This is a genomic window from Shimia thalassica, from assembly GCF_001458215.1.
In the GTDB taxonomy this organism is placed as follows: domain Bacteria; phylum Pseudomonadota; class Alphaproteobacteria; order Rhodobacterales; family Rhodobacteraceae; genus Shimia; species Shimia thalassica.
In genome coordinates, this window is record NZ_CYTW01000006.1 from 116,058 (window position 1) to 133,171 (window position 17,114).

At 55.2% G+C, this 17,114-nt stretch carries 10 protein-coding genes; 4 read left to right on the forward strand and 6 right to left on the reverse strand.

Annotated features, from left to right (window positions below; genetic code table 11):
- Positions 1 to 53: 53 nt before the first annotated feature.
- Positions 54 to 926 carry a phosphoserine phosphatase SerB gene (gene serB / locus PH7735_RS18505; RefSeq protein ID WP_058312918.1) on the reverse strand — a complete coding sequence of 291 codons (873 nt, stop codon included), beginning with the start codon at positions 924 to 926 and terminating at the stop codon, positions 54 to 56.
- A gap of 228 nt (positions 927 to 1,154) precedes the next feature.
- On the opposite strand from serB, the gene PH7735_RS18510 reads away from it, so the two are divergent.
- From PH7735_RS18510 to PH7735_RS18520, 3 genes are all read left to right on the forward strand, one after another.
- Complete coding sequence (locus tag PH7735_RS18510; RefSeq protein ID WP_058312919.1) at positions 1,155 to 2,300, forward strand: phosphoserine transaminase; 1,146 nt, start codon at positions 1,155 to 1,157, stop codon at positions 2,298 to 2,300.
- A gap of 61 nt (positions 2,301 to 2,361) precedes the next feature.
- Entirely contained in the window at positions 2,362 to 3,957 is a 1,596-nt protein-coding gene (gene serA, locus PH7735_RS18515; RefSeq protein ID WP_058312920.1) for a phosphoglycerate dehydrogenase, read from the forward strand.
- A gap of 95 nt (positions 3,958 to 4,052) precedes the next feature.
- Positions 4,053 to 4,781: a metallophosphoesterase family protein gene (locus PH7735_RS18520; RefSeq protein ID WP_058312921.1), complete on the forward strand. Its 729-nt coding sequence runs from the start codon at positions 4,053 to 4,055 to the stop codon at positions 4,779 to 4,781.
- Between the two features lie 413 nt (positions 4,782 to 5,194).
- On the opposite strand, the gene tdh is transcribed toward PH7735_RS18520, so the two are convergent.
- The 3 genes from tdh to PH7735_RS18535 form a co-directional block, all read right to left on the reverse strand.
- Positions 5,195 to 6,223 carry an L-threonine 3-dehydrogenase gene (gene tdh / locus PH7735_RS18525; protein WP_058313010.1) on the reverse strand — a complete coding sequence of 343 codons (1,029 nt, stop codon included), beginning with the start codon at positions 6,221 to 6,223 and terminating at the stop codon, positions 5,195 to 5,197.
- A gap of 11 nt (positions 6,224 to 6,234) precedes the next feature.
- Complete coding sequence (locus PH7735_RS18530) at positions 6,235 to 7,422, reverse strand: glycine C-acetyltransferase (protein ID WP_058312922.1); 1,188 nt, start codon at positions 7,420 to 7,422, stop codon at positions 6,235 to 6,237.
- A gap of 156 nt (positions 7,423 to 7,578) precedes the next feature.
- On the reverse strand, positions 7,579 to 8,142 hold the full coding sequence (locus PH7735_RS18535) for a helix-turn-helix domain-containing protein (RefSeq protein ID WP_058313011.1): 564 nt from the start codon (positions 8,140 to 8,142) through the stop codon (positions 7,579 to 7,581).
- Between the two features lie 130 nt (positions 8,143 to 8,272).
- Between PH7735_RS18535 and PH7735_RS18540 the strand changes: the two genes are divergently transcribed.
- Entirely contained in the window at positions 8,273 to 9,448 is a 1,176-nt protein-coding gene (locus tag PH7735_RS18540; protein ID WP_058312923.1) for an acetyl-CoA C-acyltransferase family protein, read from the forward strand.
- A 68-nt stretch (positions 9,449 to 9,516) separates the two neighbouring features.
- Here PH7735_RS18540 and pbpC read toward each other — a convergent pair whose 3' ends face one another.
- Both pbpC and PH7735_RS18550 read right to left on the reverse strand, forming a co-directional pair.
- Positions 9,517 to 11,562: a penicillin-binding protein 1C gene (gene pbpC, locus PH7735_RS18545; protein ID WP_306341234.1), complete on the reverse strand. Its 2,046-nt coding sequence runs from the start codon at positions 11,560 to 11,562 to the stop codon at positions 9,517 to 9,519.
- Positions 11,559 to 16,994, reverse strand: a complete 5,436-nt coding sequence (locus tag PH7735_RS18550; protein WP_082645319.1) for an alpha-2-macroglobulin family protein — start codon at positions 16,992 to 16,994, stop codon at positions 11,559 to 11,561. The genes pbpC and PH7735_RS18550 overlap by 4 nt, the downstream gene beginning before the upstream one ends.
- Positions 16,995 to 17,114: the final 120 nt, after the last annotated feature.

The following is a 17,114-nucleotide window of genomic DNA, read 5'->3' on the forward strand; positions in this document are numbered from 1 at the left end:
GACATTATACCCGAGAATCAGGGGTCGAACGGTTCACGAAAATGTCAGAACGCTCAGGCGAAGTCTGATTTGCTGTAGCCTTGGATGTAAAGCAGTGCCGTCAAATCACCAAAGTTGATGCGGATATCACACTCGGCAGCAACAGAAGGCTTGGCATGAAGGGCAACACCTGCGCCGGCCAGATGCAGCATCCCCAGATCATTTGCCCCATCGCCCACGGCCATCACGTCATCATGACCAAGGCCAAGGCGTTCGGTGATTTCTTTCAAAGCTTGAATCTTGGCTTCCCGTCCAAGGATGGGGCGCTGTACGTCGCCGTTCAACTTGCCACCTTCGACCAACAGAGTATTGGCGCGGTTTTCATCAAAGCCCAACTCACCCGCGACTTTGGTTGTGAAGGCTGTGAACCCTCCAGACACCAATGCCGCATACGCGCCGTTGGCTTTCATGGTCGCAAGCAAGGTGGCACCGCCGGGCATAAAGGTGATGCGTTCGTTCAGAACCTTGTCGATCACGCTCTCATCCAGACCTTCAAGAAGGCCGACGCGTTCAGTCAGGGCACCCTCAAAGTCGAGCTCCCCGTTCATTGCGCGGGCGGTGATGTCTTTGACACGGTCACCAACGCCGGCCTCATCAGCCAGTTCATCAATGCATTCCTGCTGGATCATGGTTGAATCCATATCCGCCAAAAGCATCTTCTTGCGCTGTCCCTCTGCGGGAAGGATCACCAGATCGACGCCCATGTTTTGCAAGTCGGCCCAAACATCCCAGAGATTGTCGGGCATGGTGCCGAGCGTAAACGTGGCGGCCTCGTCTACAGCAAGCCAATCCGCATCTCCGCCACCCCAAGCATTGCGGAGTGATTCGACCAAAGCCGGATCAAGTGTCGGAGTCGCGGGGGAGGTGAGAAGCGTAGCGATATACATGGGTGTCTCCTGTCGTTCGCGAAGGCACCTAGCAAACGGATTGGGACAAATCCAGCGTTTCACGGAAGGTTTCGCAAGTTTCCGATAGTGGCATTTTGCGTCGGTTTTGAATTTGTTATGGTCGCTCTCACCTCATTTTCCCGGTTGTGCCCCCTCGGATATGCCCCTATGTCCGTCCGTGGGACACCTCTCCCCAACGAGAGGCAGATATCTGTAAGGATAGCATCAATGGCTACTCAGCAACCGGCAACGCGGCCGGCTAACCCGCGTTTTTCCTCTGGCCCATGTGCCAAACCCCCTACATTCACCCTGGACAAGTTGGCAGATGCCGCTCTTGGTCGTTCGCACCGTGCCGCCGTTGGCAAGGACAAGCTGAAGGCCGCGATCGAAGGCACCCGCGAAGTTCTGGGCATCCCCGCAGATTATAAAATCGGCATCGTTCCTGCGTCAGACACCGGCGCAGTTGAAATGGCTCTGTGGTCGCTTCTTGGCGAACGCAAAGCAGAAATGCTGGCTTGGGAATCTTTTGGATCCGGTTGGGTCACAGACGTTGTGAAACAGCTCAAGATCGACGCTGAAGTCAAAACTGCCGACTATGGTCAGATCGTTGATCTGGCGTCTGTTGATAAAGCCAACGACGTTGTCTTCACTTGGAACGGCACCACCGCAGGTGTGCGTGTTCCGAATGCCGACTGGATTGCGGATGACCGCGAAGGTCTGACCATTTGTGATGCGACGTCTGCCGCTTTCGCGATGGACCTGCCTTGGGACAAGCTGGATGTGACCACATTCTCTTGGCAAAAGGTTCTGGGCGGCGAAGCAGCCCACGGCATGATCATCCTCAGCCCGCGTGCTGTTGAGCGTCTGGAAAGCTATACCCCTGCGTGGCCGCTGCCAAAAATTTTCCGCCTGACCAAAGGTGGCAAGCTGATCGACGGTATCTTTACCGGTGCAACGATCAACACGCCATCCATGCTGGCCGTCGAAGATTACCTGTTCGCTCTGGACTGGGCCGGTTCGGTTGGCGGCCTGAAAGGCCTCATCGCGCGTGCAGATGCAAATGCGCAAGCCGTGTTTGATTTCTGTGACGCGAACGACTGGATCGCGAACCTCGCGGAAGACGACGCCACGCGTTCGAACACCTCGGTTTGCCTGAAGTTCACCGATGATCGTATTCAGGACGGCGCTGCCTTTGCCAAGGCTGTGGCCAAGCGTCTTGAAAACGAAAACATCGCTCTGGATATCGGTGCCTATCGTGATGCGCCTGCCGGTCTGCGGATCTGGTGTGGTGGTACGGTCGAAACGGCGGATGTCGAAGCCATGTTGCCTTGGTTGGCATGGGCGTTCGAAGCCGAAATCGCAGCCCAAGCATAACTCTGCGGCGGGGCATTGCCCCGTCCATCCCCCCAGAATTTTTCTTTGAAGGAGAGCCCCCATGGCCCCCAAAGTCCTCGTATCCGACAAACTGTCCGAAACCGCCGTTCAAATTTTCCGTGACCGTGGCATCGACGTTGATTTCATGCCCGACCTTGGCAAAGACAAGGAAAAGCTGGCCGAAGTGATTGGTCAGTATGATGGTCTTGCGATCCGTTCGGCCACCAAAGCAACCGCTGCCTTGTTGGAAAAGGCCGACAACCTCAAGGTCATTGGCCGCGCAGGTATCGGAACCGACAACGTCGACAAAGAAGCTGCGTCGAAAAAAGGTGTGATCGTGATGAACACGCCTTTCGGCAACATGATCACAACTGCCGAGCACGCGATTGCAATGATGTTTGCCGTTGCCCGTCAAATTCCCGAGGCCAGCGAATCTACGCATGCTGGTAAATGGGAAAAGTCCAAATTTATGGGCGTCGAGCTGACCAACAAAACGCTGGGCGTGATTGGTGCGGGTAATATTGGCGGTATCGTATGTGATCGCGCCCGTGGCCTGAAGATGAAGGTCATTGCCTATGATCCCTTCTTGTCAGAAGAAAAAGCCGACAAAATGGGCGTTAAGAAGGTTGAGCTGGAAGAGCTTCTCCAGCGCGCTGACTTTATCACGCTGCACGTTCCCTTCACGGATGCGACTGCAAACATCCTGAGCCGCGAAAACCTTGAGAAGACCAAAAAAGGCGTTCGCATTATCAACTGTGCCCGTGGTGGTCTGGTTGACGAAGAAGCGCTGGCTGATCTGTTGAAATCCGGTCACGTTGCCGGTGCTGCGTTTGACGTGTTCAAGGAAGAGCCCGCCAAAGAAAACGCATTGTTCAACCTGCCAAACGTGGTCTGCACACCGCACCTTGGTGCGGCGACGACCGAAGCACAGGAAAACGTGGCGCTTCAAGTCGCCGAGCAGATGTCGAACTACCTGCTTACCGGTGCGGTTGAAAACGCGTTGAACATGCCTTCTGTGACTGCTGAAGAAGCAAAGGTCATGGGCCCTTGGATCAAACTTGCGGATCACCTTGGAAGCTTCTCTGGTCAGATGACCGACGAGCCGATAAAAGCAATCAACATCCTTTATGACGGTGTTGTTGCCGACATGAACCTTGCTGCGCTGAACTGTGCTGTTGTTGCGGGCATCATGAAAAAGGCAAACCCTGATGTGAACATGGTCTCGGCACCCGTTGTTGCCAAAGAGCGTGGAATTCAGATTTCGACAACCAACCAAGACAAATCCGGTACGTTTGACGGCTATATCAAGGTGACTGTTGTTACTGATAAGCGTGAGCGTTCGATCGCTGGTACGGTCTTCTCTGATGGCAAGCCGCGCTTTATCCAGATCAAAGGCATCAACATCGATGCCGAGGTCGGAGCGCACATGCTCTATACAACAAACGAAGACGTTCCGGGCATCATCGGTGCCTTGGGTCAGACAATGGGCCAAAATGGCGTCAACATCGCCAACTTTACTCTGGGCCGTGCTGACGTTGCCGGTGAGGCGATTGCGTTGTTGTATGTGGACGAACCAGTTCCTGCTGAAGCCCGCGCAAAGCTGGCTGAAACCGGTCTCTTTACGCAGATCAAACCTCTGGTGTTTGATGTTGCCTAATCGGCCTGGCTGATTTGAAAAAATGGAACGCCGTCCCTGTTAGGGGCGGCGTTTTTCGTTTAGTTAATATGTTATCTGTATTCTAGGAGACCTTCATGACGACGCCCGTCTACGCAATCGGTGACATACACGGACAGCTTGGCATGCTTGAAGACGCGCTAGAGCGTATCGAACGTGACGGTGGCCCTGATGCAAAGATCGTTTTTCTTGGGGACCTTGTTGATCGTGGCCCTGACAGCGCTGGCGTTATTGATTTGCTTCAAAAAGGTGTGGCGTCCGGGCGCAATTGGACCGTTCTTCGAGGCAACCATGACCGGATGTATTCCTATTTCCTTGAAGACCTGCCGCGACCTGATCCACAAATTCTTTTGGGGTACGATTGGTTCAACGAAAGAATTGGCGGTAAATCAACGCTGGCATCCTATGGCATCGAGATCCCCGAGAATGCACGCTATTTTCAAATACATCCAATTGCACAGCAGGTGATCCCGCAGGCGCATCAGGATTTCATGGCAAATCTGCCGGCTTTCGTACAGCACGATGACCTGCTTTTCGTGCATGCCGGCATTCGTCCAAACGTGCCGCTGGATCAACAGTCAGAAGATGATTTGTGCTGGATTAGACACGATTTCCTGAACTTTTCTGATCCCCATCCATGGCTTGTTGTACATGGGCACACCCCGCAAGAGTCGCCGGTGCATATGGGCAACCGGGTCAATCTTGATTCAGGGGCGGGATATGGTCGTCCGATCACCGCAGCGGTTTTTGAAGGCCGCAAATGCTGGGTTCTGGAAGGCACCGAGCGGATCGCACTTCTCCCCTAATTTGTCTTGAAAGCAGTTCATCTGGCCCTGAGGCGTTAGGGTTTCAGTAAGAATTGAGCATACAAGATGTCTGGTGTGGGGGCCCTTGATAAAACGGGGTGACAAAATGCAAAACCCAGACATCACTTGGCAGGCGGCAACAGTCCATCAACCAAGAGGCGGCGTGGTACACGAAACAGCAATGGGAGGTTTGGTGCGCCTTCTGACAGAACTCGGGGATTCGACCCTATTTCGCTCATTTAGAGACTAAACTCTGCTGTCTTTGCCCGTCCAAAACGGCTTCCAAAGAGAGTGAGTAAAGACAAAACCATACCGTCGCGCATTGGAAAAGGCGTGGTCCTGCGCGACGGCGTTATGATTTCGGGGTGCCGTAGATCGGAGGCGCGTTGCTCCTATATCTCGGAGGCATTGTTTTATCGCCAATTCAGAACGACCTTTCCGGATCGTCCAGATTTCATAGCTTCAAACCCTAGGGCAAAGTCGCTGACGTCAAAGGTGTGGGTGATCACGCGGCTGACATCCAAGCCATTTTGCAGCATGGCAATCATCTTGTACCACGTCTCGAACATTTCTCGCCCGTACACACCTTTCAGAGTGATGGCTTTGAAAACGATACGGCTCCAATCCACCGGCGACTTTCCTGGTGGAATACCAAGCAGCGCGATTTTGCCGCCCATGACCAAGGCTTCGATCATCTGGTCAAGCGCAGCTTGGTTGCCCGACATTTCCAGACCGACATCAAAGCCCTGGGTCATGCCCAGTTTCGGGATTACGTCGTGCAAATCTTCTTTGGAGACATCAACGGTGTGGACCGTTGGCACGACATGCGCGGCGAGCTTTAGGCGATCTGGATTGATGTCGGTGATGACCACATTGCGTGCACCCGCATGTCGGGCAACTGCGGCGGCCATGATGCCAATGGGACCTGCACCGGTGATCAGAACGTCCTCTCCCAACAGATCAAAACTGAGTGCCGTGTGAACAGCGTTTCCCAGTGGGTCGAGAATGGCGCCGATCTCATCTGGAATATCGTCAGGAAGCGGAACAACGTTAAACGCGGGCAGGCGCAGATACTCTGCAAAGGCCCCTTGTTCGTTCACACCGATCCCACGTGTTCCGGGATCGAGATGAAACTTTCCTGCACGGCTTTGACGGCTGTCGTGGCCGATCAGGTGTCCCTCGCCCGAGCACCGTTGCCCGATGTGCAAACCGTCAACGTCCTTGCCGATTTCGACGATTTCACCAGCGAACTCGTGTCCTGTAATCATCGGAACAGGGACCGTAGAACGCGCCCAGTCATCCCAATTCCAGATGTGAATATCGGTCCCACAAATGCCGGTTCTGTTTATGCGGATCAAAACGTCATCAGGACCGATTTCCGGCACTGGCGCTTGCACCATCCAAAGCCCCTCTTCGGGCTTTGATTTCTCTAGTGCGCTCATGGTGTTGGGTTTCATGAAACTATCCCCAATTCACGCCCGACTTTGCCAAAGGCGGCAAGTGCACGGTCGAGGTCGTCTCGTCGCAACGCGGCGTTCATCTGCGTTCGAATGCGGGCTTGTCCACGGGGGACAACAGGGAAGAAAAATCCGCTGACATAAACGCCTTCTTCGAACAGTTTTGTGGCCATGTCTTGGGCCAACTGTGCTTCGCCCAACATGACGGGGATGATAGGGTGTTCCCCTGGCAGGACATCAAACCCCAGTTTTTCAAGACCTTCACGCCAATACCGGGCGTTTTCAAACAACTGCGCGCGCTGGTCAGCGCCCTGTTCGACAAGCCGTAGGGCTTCGAGCCCTGCGGCCACAATTGATGGCGGCAGCGAGTTGGAGAAAAGATAGGGCCGCGCACGCTGCCGCAAAAGGTCAATCACTGGCTGCGGCCCGGCGATATAACCGCCGATGGCCCCCCCAAGTGCTTTGCCCAGTGTCCCTGTCAGAATATCAACATCTACCCCGAAATGATCCGGCGTTCCTGCACCATTCGGGCCCATAAACCCTGTGGCATGGCAGTCATCGACCATCACCAAGGCGTCGTATTCCTTGGCCAGACGTGTGATTTCCGGCAGGTTTGCGAGATAGCCGTCCATCGAAAACACGCCATCCGTTGCGATCATGATGTGACGCACACCGTCTGCACGCGCCTGTTTAAGCCACGCTTCGAGATCATTCATGTCGTTGTTCAGATAGCGATAGCGTTTTGCTTTGCTCAATCTGATCCCGTCGATAATGGAAGCGTGGTTAAGACTGTCCGAAATGATGGCGTCTTCGGGCCCCAAAAGAGGCTCGAACAAACCGCCATTTGCATCAAAACAGGCGGCAAACAGTATGGCATCATCTTTGTTCAGAAAGGCGGCCAACTTCTGTTCAAGTTCTCGGTGGATATCTTGGGTGCCGCAAATAAAGCGCACCGACGCCATGCCAAACCCTTTGGGGCCCATTGCCGATTGTGCCGCTTCAATCAGAGCAGGATGGTCGGCCAATCCGAGATAGTTGTTGGCACACAGGTTGATGACTTCGCGCCCTGCCACCGTGATTTCGCCCGCCTGGGGCGAGGTGATCATTCGCTCACGCTTCATAAGACCTTCGGCTTCGATCTGTTCAAGGGTTTGCGAGATGTGGGTCAGGAACGAGTCAGACATTGGTGCCTCCATGATTCTGGAAGCAGTTCTATCATAGCGGATATAATTCCGAAATAGAGGAAATCCGATATCACGGAAAAAATCCCAAATGAAGGAATTTGGGCGCTGGACCTTCGGTCCCCTTCCGCTGCGAACCTTGATGTGGATCGTTTTGCGTTAAGCGTCCTGAACGATCAAAAAGACACGCGCGGGTCCATTTTCAGCACGGATGCAGTGGGTGACATCGGATGCATAACGCGCGGTATCCCCCGCATTCAAAATGTCGCTGGCCTGCCCCGAGGATAGAACAACCTGTCCTTCAATGACGGTAAGCTGCTCGCGTGCGCCCCGTTTGTGGGGCTGGCTGTCCAACTCGCCCCCGTCATTAAAGCTGAGCTCGTACACCTCGTGTTTCCCTGCTTCCTCGGGTGGAGAAAGAATTCGAATACGACATCCCTGACCGCGATTGTCGATCGTCGGGACCTGCGCGTCGCGCAATGTTTCGATCCGATCCTTAGAGGCGCTTTCCTCGAGCAGGCCTGCGAAATCGACCTGCAATGCGCGTGTCAGGTTCCACAGTGTTGCAATTGTAGGGCTGGATTCGCCACGTTCGATCTGGCTTACCATTGATCTGGAAACGCCGGACAATTTGGCCACGGCATCAAGAGACAAACCTTGTGCGCGACGGGCCTCTTTCAAGCGAACGGGCAGGAGGTTTAGGATTTGGGTATCGCTGTTCATATCTACATTCCTGCTGTGCCGCAGCGTCGCTGTCAATGCACGCCGCGTCATGCGTGATTTTGCGGTATTGTGGCTCATTCCCATAAGATTAGGATAAGCGGACTTTAAGAATCCCCGAGGAGGAACCCCCATGACGGATATCGTAATTCTTGATGGCGCACGCACGGCCATTGGCACCTTCGGCGGCTCGCTGGCAGGAACGACCCCAATCGATTTGGGCGCGACGGCGGCCAAGGCTGCTCTCGAGCGCTCTGGAGTTGAGGGGGGGCAGATCGGTCATGTTGTGTTTGGTCATGTCATCAATACCGAGCCTCGTGACATGTATCTAAGCCGCGTTGCAGCCATGAATGCAGGGATTCCCGATACCGCTCCTGCCATGAACGTGAACCGCTTGTGTGGCTCCGGCGCGCAGGCGATTGTGTCCGCAACCCAGTCCCTGATGCTTGGCGATGCGGATTTTGCTTTGGCTGGTGGCGCAGAGAACATGAGCCGTTCTCCCTACATCATGCAGGCACAGCGTTGGGGCCAGAAAATGGGCGACGTGAAAACGCTCGACATGATGCTGGGTGCGCTGAGCTGTCCTTTCGGGACGGGCCACATGGGTGTCACAGCCGAAAACGTCGCGGACGAGCATGATGTGACCCGTGAACAAATGGACGAATTTGCGTTGGCCTCGCAACAACGCGCGGCGGCCGCGATTGAAGCAGGATATTTCCAGAGCCAAATCGTTCCGGTCGATATCAAAGTGAAACGTGACATGGTTCCGTTCGAAGTGGACGAACACCCCACAGCGTCCACTATGGAGTCTTTGGGCAAACTGCGCACGGTGTTCAAAAAGGATGGCCGTGTCACTGCTGGGAACGCGTCGGGTATTAACGATGGTGCCGCAGCAATTGTTTTGGCGCGCGCCGATGCCGCCGAAAAGGCGGGTCTGAAACCCAAAGCACGTATTTTGGGGTATGCCCATGCGGGTGTCCGCCCGGAAGTTATGGGCATCGGCCCCGTACCAGCAGTTGAAAACCTGCTTGCTAAAACCGGCCTGTCGATTTCCGACTTTGACGTCATCGAGTCAAATGAAGCCTTCGCGGCACAGGCGTTGGCCGTGAATAAAGGGTTGGGTCTTGATGCGGCCAAGGTGAACCCCAACGGTGGCGCCATCGCACTTGGCCACCCCGTGGGCGCGACAGGGGCCATTATCACTGTCAAAGCACTTTATGAGCTCGAGCGCATTGGTGGGTCCAAAGCCTTGATCACAATGTGTATCGGCGGTGGTCAGGGCATCGCGATTGCGATCGAACGTATCTGAAATACCATGTGAGTTATTTAGGATGGCCCGGACAATGTTCCGGGCCATTTTTCGTTATCCATTAGCCCCTAGTCCAGCCAAACACTGACACGATCAGAGCGCCCCTGCGCGTCAACGATGGTGACTGTCGACGCCCCTTTTCCTATCTCGGAGAGCGTCATTTCGCGTTGGTGTACCTGCGTCGCGGCCAAGTGACCGTTGGTTAACACCGAATAGGGCAATTCACCGTTTTTCACTTTGATCGTCAGCCCCTTCGTCGTTGCCAGCAACCGGGCACCATCAGGTGGGAAGGCAAGCTTTGGGGCGTCAGCGGCGGCTTCAAACACGGCATTCCGCCCGCGAAACCGTTGAAGCGGCAAGGGAAGCGCAGCGGCATTCACCAAAAGAGTTTCGGGTGGCGGCGGACCAAACGGGTCGAGTTTTGGTTTAAGGTACTGGAACGCCTCAAACAGAACGGGCGCTGCAAGATCTCCACCAAAGGCCCCTGGAACAGGGGTGCCGTCGGGGCGTCCGATCCACACTGCGATAACGTGTTGACCATCATAGCCAACGGCCCAAGCATCGCGGTGCCCGTAACTTGTTCCGGTTTTAAAGGCCAGACCACGCTGCGACATGCCCGAAGGCAGGGAAATGCCAGACAGAATGTGACCCACCTGCCAGGATGCCGCGCGGCTTAGAACACGTGTGCCGGTTTTCTGTTCTACGTCGGCTTGCCACGTCAAATCGATTGCCATGCCTCCTCGTGCCTGCATTGCGTAAATCTGGGCCAATTCCTCTAGCGTCACACCAACGCCGCCAAGAACCATTGCAAGCCCCGCCTTGCCGGAAGGAAGTCTTGGTGCCGCGCCCGTTTTCTGCATTGCGGACATGATGCGCGCAGGGCCAATTTGATCGGCGAGCAGGACCACCGGGATATTGAGCGATTGCTGAAGCGCGTCGGCAACCCGAAGTTCGCCGCGAAACTGTCCATCAAAGTTCTGCGGCGCATAAGATCCAAACCGAACGGGACGGTCATCAATGATGGTTTCAGGGTGTATTAGACCCTGATCAATGCCAAGTGCGTAAACCAGCGGCTTGAGCGTGGACCCCGGCGACCGAACGGCTTGGGTCATGTCGACAAATCCTTCTCGGTGGTCATGGTTTGAATAGCCGCCCGATCCAACCGAGGCGAGGACCTCTCCGGTCTGGTGATCCGCAACCAGCATCGCAATCGACAGCCGCTCTTGTTTGCCGGTCAGCGTATTGGAGGCGAGCCGTTCCAGCGAAACCTGCAACCCTTTTTCCAGAGTCACATTGTGCCGCATTTTTTCGGGTGTATCGGCCAACGCGCGATCTGACAAATGTGCGGCCAGTTTCGGAAAGGGGCGCTTTCCTGCTGGAATAGTCTCTGTTTTTGCTGCGAGCGCAGTTTCAACTGTAAGGGTTTTCGAGGTCTCCAACCTTGTCAGAACCCGATCCCGCGCATCTTGCGCTGCTCGTAAATGCCGGTCAGGACGGCGTCTTTCCGGGCTTTGGGGAAGGGCAATCAGGAATGCGGCTTGTGCAGGTGTCAGTCGTGTTGGTTCTTTTCCATACCAGGACAACGTTGCGGCCCGCAGCCCTTCCAGATTTCCGCCGTAGGGCGCATGGGTTAGGTAGAGCGCCAGAATGCGGTCCTTTGATAAACGCCTTTCAAGCGCCCAAGCGAGCCGCATTTGACGAACCTTGCCTTTCCAACGGCCCGTGCCGCTGTTCTCCAAAAGGCGTGAAACCTGCATTGTTAGGGTCGATCCGCCAGACACGACATGGCCATGCCACGCCGATTGAAGGGTGGCCCGCGCTATCGCCAAAAGATCAACACCTGCATGCGCATAAAAGCGTTTGTCCTCGTATGCGATTAGCATATCCAAAAACAGTGGATCCACCTCGTCAGCGGTAACGCCCAGTCGCCAAATCCCGTTTTCGACGGTATAAGCCCGCAAAAGCTGGCCATTTCGGTCGAGAACTTCGACCGACGTTTCACTTAGCACCGCAGGAAGCTGTGTTTGGTCAACCCAGTCGTCAAAGGCATCGCGGGCCGCGGCAAAAGCCATCAGCACCACAACACACAAAAGGGGCCAAACGCGTTGTTTCACTGGGTCACCGAAACCCTGTTTTCAGACGTACGCGCGCGGTACTGGGGGCGATACATATCTTCGACGGTTGCGGCCGGCTGGTGGAACTCTCCCGGAGAGACCGCACGGACAATATAGGCCAGATCGAAAGACTGATCGGATCGCCAGTCAACCGCAGCAAGGAAACGATCAGACCGGAATTCGGCATTCTGCGTTTCAGCGAGCTTGAGCCAATCCATCTCGCGTATGTCGCCGCTTGCCAAAAGGTTGGGGTTATCAATTTCAAAACCCGCTGGAAGAGGATCATTCACCATAAGGCGAGCGCCGACCGATGAATTGGGTGTTACGCGCAACACCGTGACCATCCGGTCTCCGACCTTGACCGTCCGGGGATCGGTTGGATCACCAGACGTGGTGTAATAGAGCCGCTCTATCGAATAGCCATATCCGCCCTTTTCAACGGGATAGTTGGGCACTCCGATTGTGGTGAGCGTCAAATCCGTCGCCTTGGCACCTTCGTTGCGAATGAGAAAAGGTTCGTTGGTTAGCGCATCTTCATAAGCCTTGACCAATGCGCCGTCTGTTGATTGCCCGTTCACACTCAAATGCGAAGTGCCCGTATCCGTGATCAAGGCATGCGCGGCCATCAAGGACCAGACGGATTCTTGGGTCGAAAGAGTCCGGTTCGTTCGGGTGATCTGGTGACTGAGATCATCGCGATCAATCGTCTGGCTGCCCGCTTCTACCGCCAGTGTTAACACGCCAGCTGCATCACGCAGATTGGTGCCATAGTCAGCGCGCCAGAGCGGGCTTGCGGTATCTGTCTGGCGATTTGCAATTTTGTCCGCAGCTTTGCGGAACATGAAATCTGCACGGGTCTGATCGCCGTAAAACGCGAGGGCAGCCCCCAATTGTGCGGCGGCCAGCGGGGTCGCAAAGGCATCTGCCTTGACGTCAGCATAGTATCGCAAATCACCGATATTCGCTGCGCCCTCTCGTGCGAGAACCATCAACGCATAAGCAATATCTTCGCCGCCTGTGTCAAAGTCCGGCGCATAGTTCACATGATTGCGCAGGTTGTCCACACTCGAGCGGAAGGCCAAATGCGGAATTTCATATCCCTTGGATTTTGCACGGGACAGGAAATCGCTGACATAAGCATCAAGCCAGAAATCACCGTCGTCGGGATACCATAATCCAAAAGCACCATTGCTGGACTGACGGCTCAGAATAACCGAAACAGCTTCGTTGACGCGTTCTTGGACCTTGTCATGCTGGTCTTGGTCCAATGCCGCCGAAACAGTCTCGAAATAGAGCAATGGAAGGGCTTTTGAAGTCACTTGTTCCGTACATCCATAAGGATACCGATCCAGTGTTTGAAGCAGGCCGGGGGCATCAAATTTTGCCAAGGCACCGGACGAAATAACAGCCTGCCCCGTGCCGCGACGCAAATCTGCGAACAGGTTGTCATCCAGCGTGAAGGTGTCTCCGGCCGCTAGGGTCAAGCGTTGTGTGATGCTTATCGCGGGATCATTCGCACGAACCGGCAACAACAGTGTTTTGACCAATTGTTTGCCATCCGGAGTGGTGACCGCCACGCGAATTGTGTGATCGCCGGTATCATTGGCCACAACCGGTACTGAAACACGCGTGCTGCCGTTGGCCTGTAAGGTAATACCCGATGGAACCGAGCTTGCCTCAAGCGCAACACCGGATGCACTGACATCCAGTCCCATGCGCCCCGCCGGTCCTTCGGCATGTGTGATTTCAAGAAGCAGGCGGCTTGTATCTCCGGGGGCGAGGAACCTTGGCAGGCTTGCGGTGACAACGACGGGGTTTCGGACAAGCACATCCTTTTCAGCCTGCCCAACGGCGGTGTCACTCCAGGCGACAGCCATCAAACGCACCGTGCCGTTGAATTCGGGCAGATCGAAAGTGACCTGAGCGATTCCATTGGCGTCAACACGCACCGGTCCCTGAAAATATGAGACTAATTCTTCTGTTGGCGGTGGGGATTGGAACTGAGAGCCTCCGCCTGCGTCACCACCGGACCGAATGGCGCCCATGTTGCCGTTCAACCCGTCAATCAGACGCCCGTAGATGTCGCGGATTTCCATTCCCAGCCGTCGTTGCCCAAAGTAATGCTCGGAAGGATTGGGGCTTTGGAAACCGGTGAGGTTCAGAATGCCCACATCTACGGCAGCCAAAGTCACAAACGCAGTGTCACCTTCCGCGATGCCGGTCACATTGACCCCGACATTCAGGGGGGAGTTTGGCGCCATTTTTTGGGGCGCGTCCAAGGACACCGACAGCTGCTTTGCGCCCGGTGCGACCTTTGCATAGCTCAGCCCCAAGGCGCGGGCCGGATTTTTGCCCGCAGGAATGTCAGACGGACGCACGACCGAAACGGTCACATAGGCGCCTGCACCCCATTCATCAGTGACATCCAGTGGCACCAGATTTTCACCTTCCTGAACTTCGACGGCCTTCATCGCAATCAGACGGTTCGACATGACGGAAACCAGCGCTGTTCCGGCGAACCGTGGCACCAGCCGCAAGTTTGCGGTTTCGCCGCTTGCATAGCTTGGCTTGTCCAGTGAAACGTCGAGTGTGTCAGGCGTGTTTGTGGCGTCCCCAGGCGCATACCAACCAGCATAAAAATCTGTTGAGCTGCTGATGTATTCACCATCAAGGCGCTCGACGATTATTTCGTATTGACCCCATGCGACGGGGGCTTGGATGGTTTGTGGGGTTCCGTCCAGATTTGCCTCACCGCTGGCAACGCGGGTGCGATGGGTTGTGGGTTCCCACTTCCAGTTTCCATAGAGATTGTACCATTGGTACGTCGTTTCAACACGGTTCAAAGACCAGCGTACCTTCATCGGCTCGGGTTTCAGATCAGGTGAAAGCCCGACCAGTTGAAAGCCCGCATTTGTGCCTTCTTGAACAACCCCGTCGAACATCGGTTTGATCCCGATCATCGCCCCAAGAGATTCGACAGGATGAGACAAGCGGCGTTCAACGGGTCGCCCCGACCCCTCGAGGACGCGCGTGATGACGTCCGCCTGCAGGGGGCGGCCTTTTTGCTGTATCTCGGGCAGGCCGATATCAATCACAGCCTCGCCATCGGAATTGGTCTTTTCGCCTCCAAAAAACTCGGTCTGTGGGGAAAGCCGATCATCGTAACGGCCGAACACATACCCCTGGTAACCCTCAACCTCGGCGCGGGCGCGCAGGGTCAATTGGCCCTCAACATCCAGCCCGGCCCCCTGTGCCCCGAAAAGGTATCGTGCCTGCACGGTCATGGACGTAATGCCCGTTTCCGCTGGAATAGGGTCTTTTCCCAAGGACAAATCGAAATCGATCCGCTCTGGCAAGAAGTCTTCAACAAGCACTTTTTGGCTGGCGAGTGCGGGCGCATCCATATCTGATTTGAGTGTAAGCCTCCACGCGCCGCGTGGGACCGTTTGACCAACAGGCATCTGGAAAACGTGCCCACCCATCGCATCCGCGTTTGACAGGCTGCGACTGTATTCAACACCGTCTGGACGGCTGAGGATCGCGGTCAGCGGCAAGCCTTCCAATGCTTCGGCGGCATCGCCGCGCGTCAATGCGGTGGCGAAAATGGTTTCTCCAGCCCGATATGCCCCGCGATCTGTCGTCAGGAAGACATCAACCGGCGGCGCAGGAGGGCGGCCTTCGACGCCCCGGTCCGACAAATCAAATGCAGCATCGGTGAGAGATAAAAACGAGAAGTCATCCCCGTGTTCCAGTGTAACCAGTGCGGGGGCGGTTGCACCTGTGCCACGCGTCAAACCCGGGTCGAATTTGGCGTAACCTTGCGCGTCAGACATCGCGGTGCCCAAAACGCCGTTGGCGCGGGACAACAGTGTGATCTTCGTGTTTTCGCGTGCGACGGCATCCCCGAGGCCCCTCACGAACACATGCAGACCATCGACACCAGAAAGGGTCGTCACGCCCAGATCTGACAGGACAAACCACTGTGTAGCGCTTGTTTCATCGTAGGGGTCTGCACCGGGAAGATCGGCAGTCAAAGCATAGACGCCGGGTGGCATCCCTGAAATCACATCTCCGATGGGCAGCCTTGTTGTGACGTCATCGTTCAGATCGTTTCCAACTTGGGCGTCCCCCTCCCAGACGGTTTCAGCAACCTCGCGGCGGAAATTTCGAATTTGCCAATAAGACAGCGGCTCTCCGAAATAGCTGTCTTGAATGGAACGCAGGATGTTGCGGTCATTCACCCGATCAAGTTTGAGCGCCACTTGATCTGTGTTGACGGTTTCGATCGGAAGGCCCGCATCCGCGCTGCGCGGAAGAACATAGGCCCGACCGGGGAATTTTAGCGCGGGAGCGCGATCCCGAACATACATCGTCAGTTCAGTATCGCGCAGCAATACCTCTCCGCTCTCTGCAGGCAGACCTTTGCGGAATGTGACGGTGTAATATCCACCGTGTTCCACGCCGCCGATACAAATGGTATTGCCGGTTGCATCCACTGCAAGGCGTTGGTCCGGAAGACGCACATAGGTGTCATAATCGATGCCGGTTTTCACCAAAGGTTCATTGAATTCGGCGCAAATGCGTGGACTGGCCAAATCGCTTTCAACTTTGTGTTCGGAAATTCGAAACCCGTATTTTGCAATCGCTTTGTCCAATGCGGCCAGTACGTCCTGACGCGGCTGAATGCTCTCTGCCAACCGCAAGGCACCTAAAGAAGCGCGGCCTCTGCTGTCATCTTCAAGCAGCTGGGATATCACCAAAAGTGAGGATACCTTTGCCGGATCGGAAAGGGCGCGCAAATAGGCATTGATAGACGCAAGAAGCGCGCGCTCGTGGTATTTGGTGCGCTCGTTTTTCTGTAGAGTTTTAAGTTCTTGATTGAGACGCGCATATTCCAGCCACAGATCGCTTTTGTCCGTTTTCCCCACGGCGCCACCTGTCCAGCGCATCGCGTTCAACACATCGCCTTCTGCGCGCCGGTCCCGCGCGGCATCAAGCATGTCTTCAACGGCCCAAGGTCCGCCGGAATGCAGACGCCCGATCTTGATCGCTTGCTCGCGTGCTTTGGCAAGCTCGTATGAGAAAACAAAGTCCAGTTCCGAGGCGCGGCTGGCAGCTGCCGCCAATACTCGAGGGTCAGCAGTGTAAATTTCACCTGATATTGCGCCATCATAGGGTTGTTTTTCACTGATATCGCTTTTGGGGAAACATGAGTTTGAGCGGCTATTGAACGTAAAGGCTTTGCAGTCTTTGTCGTTCAAACAGGCCGAGCGACAGGCGGTAAACGTCGTGTCAAAAATATTGGTAAGATCAGAGCCGTAAAAATCTATGCCCTGACTCATGACTGCGCGGCGCTCTGGAACATGGCTTTCTTCTGCCAAAACGATTTGGGCAAGAAACACTGCCGACACCAAAGCCATAATCCAGCGCATTTTTTTCTCCATTCAGCTATGGCGGTATCGTGCCATGTGGATTGTCGCCAAGGCAACGATTCACTGAATTTTGGAAATTAAGCGGATTTTCATTTGCCGCATGGATCGTGCTGCAAAGAT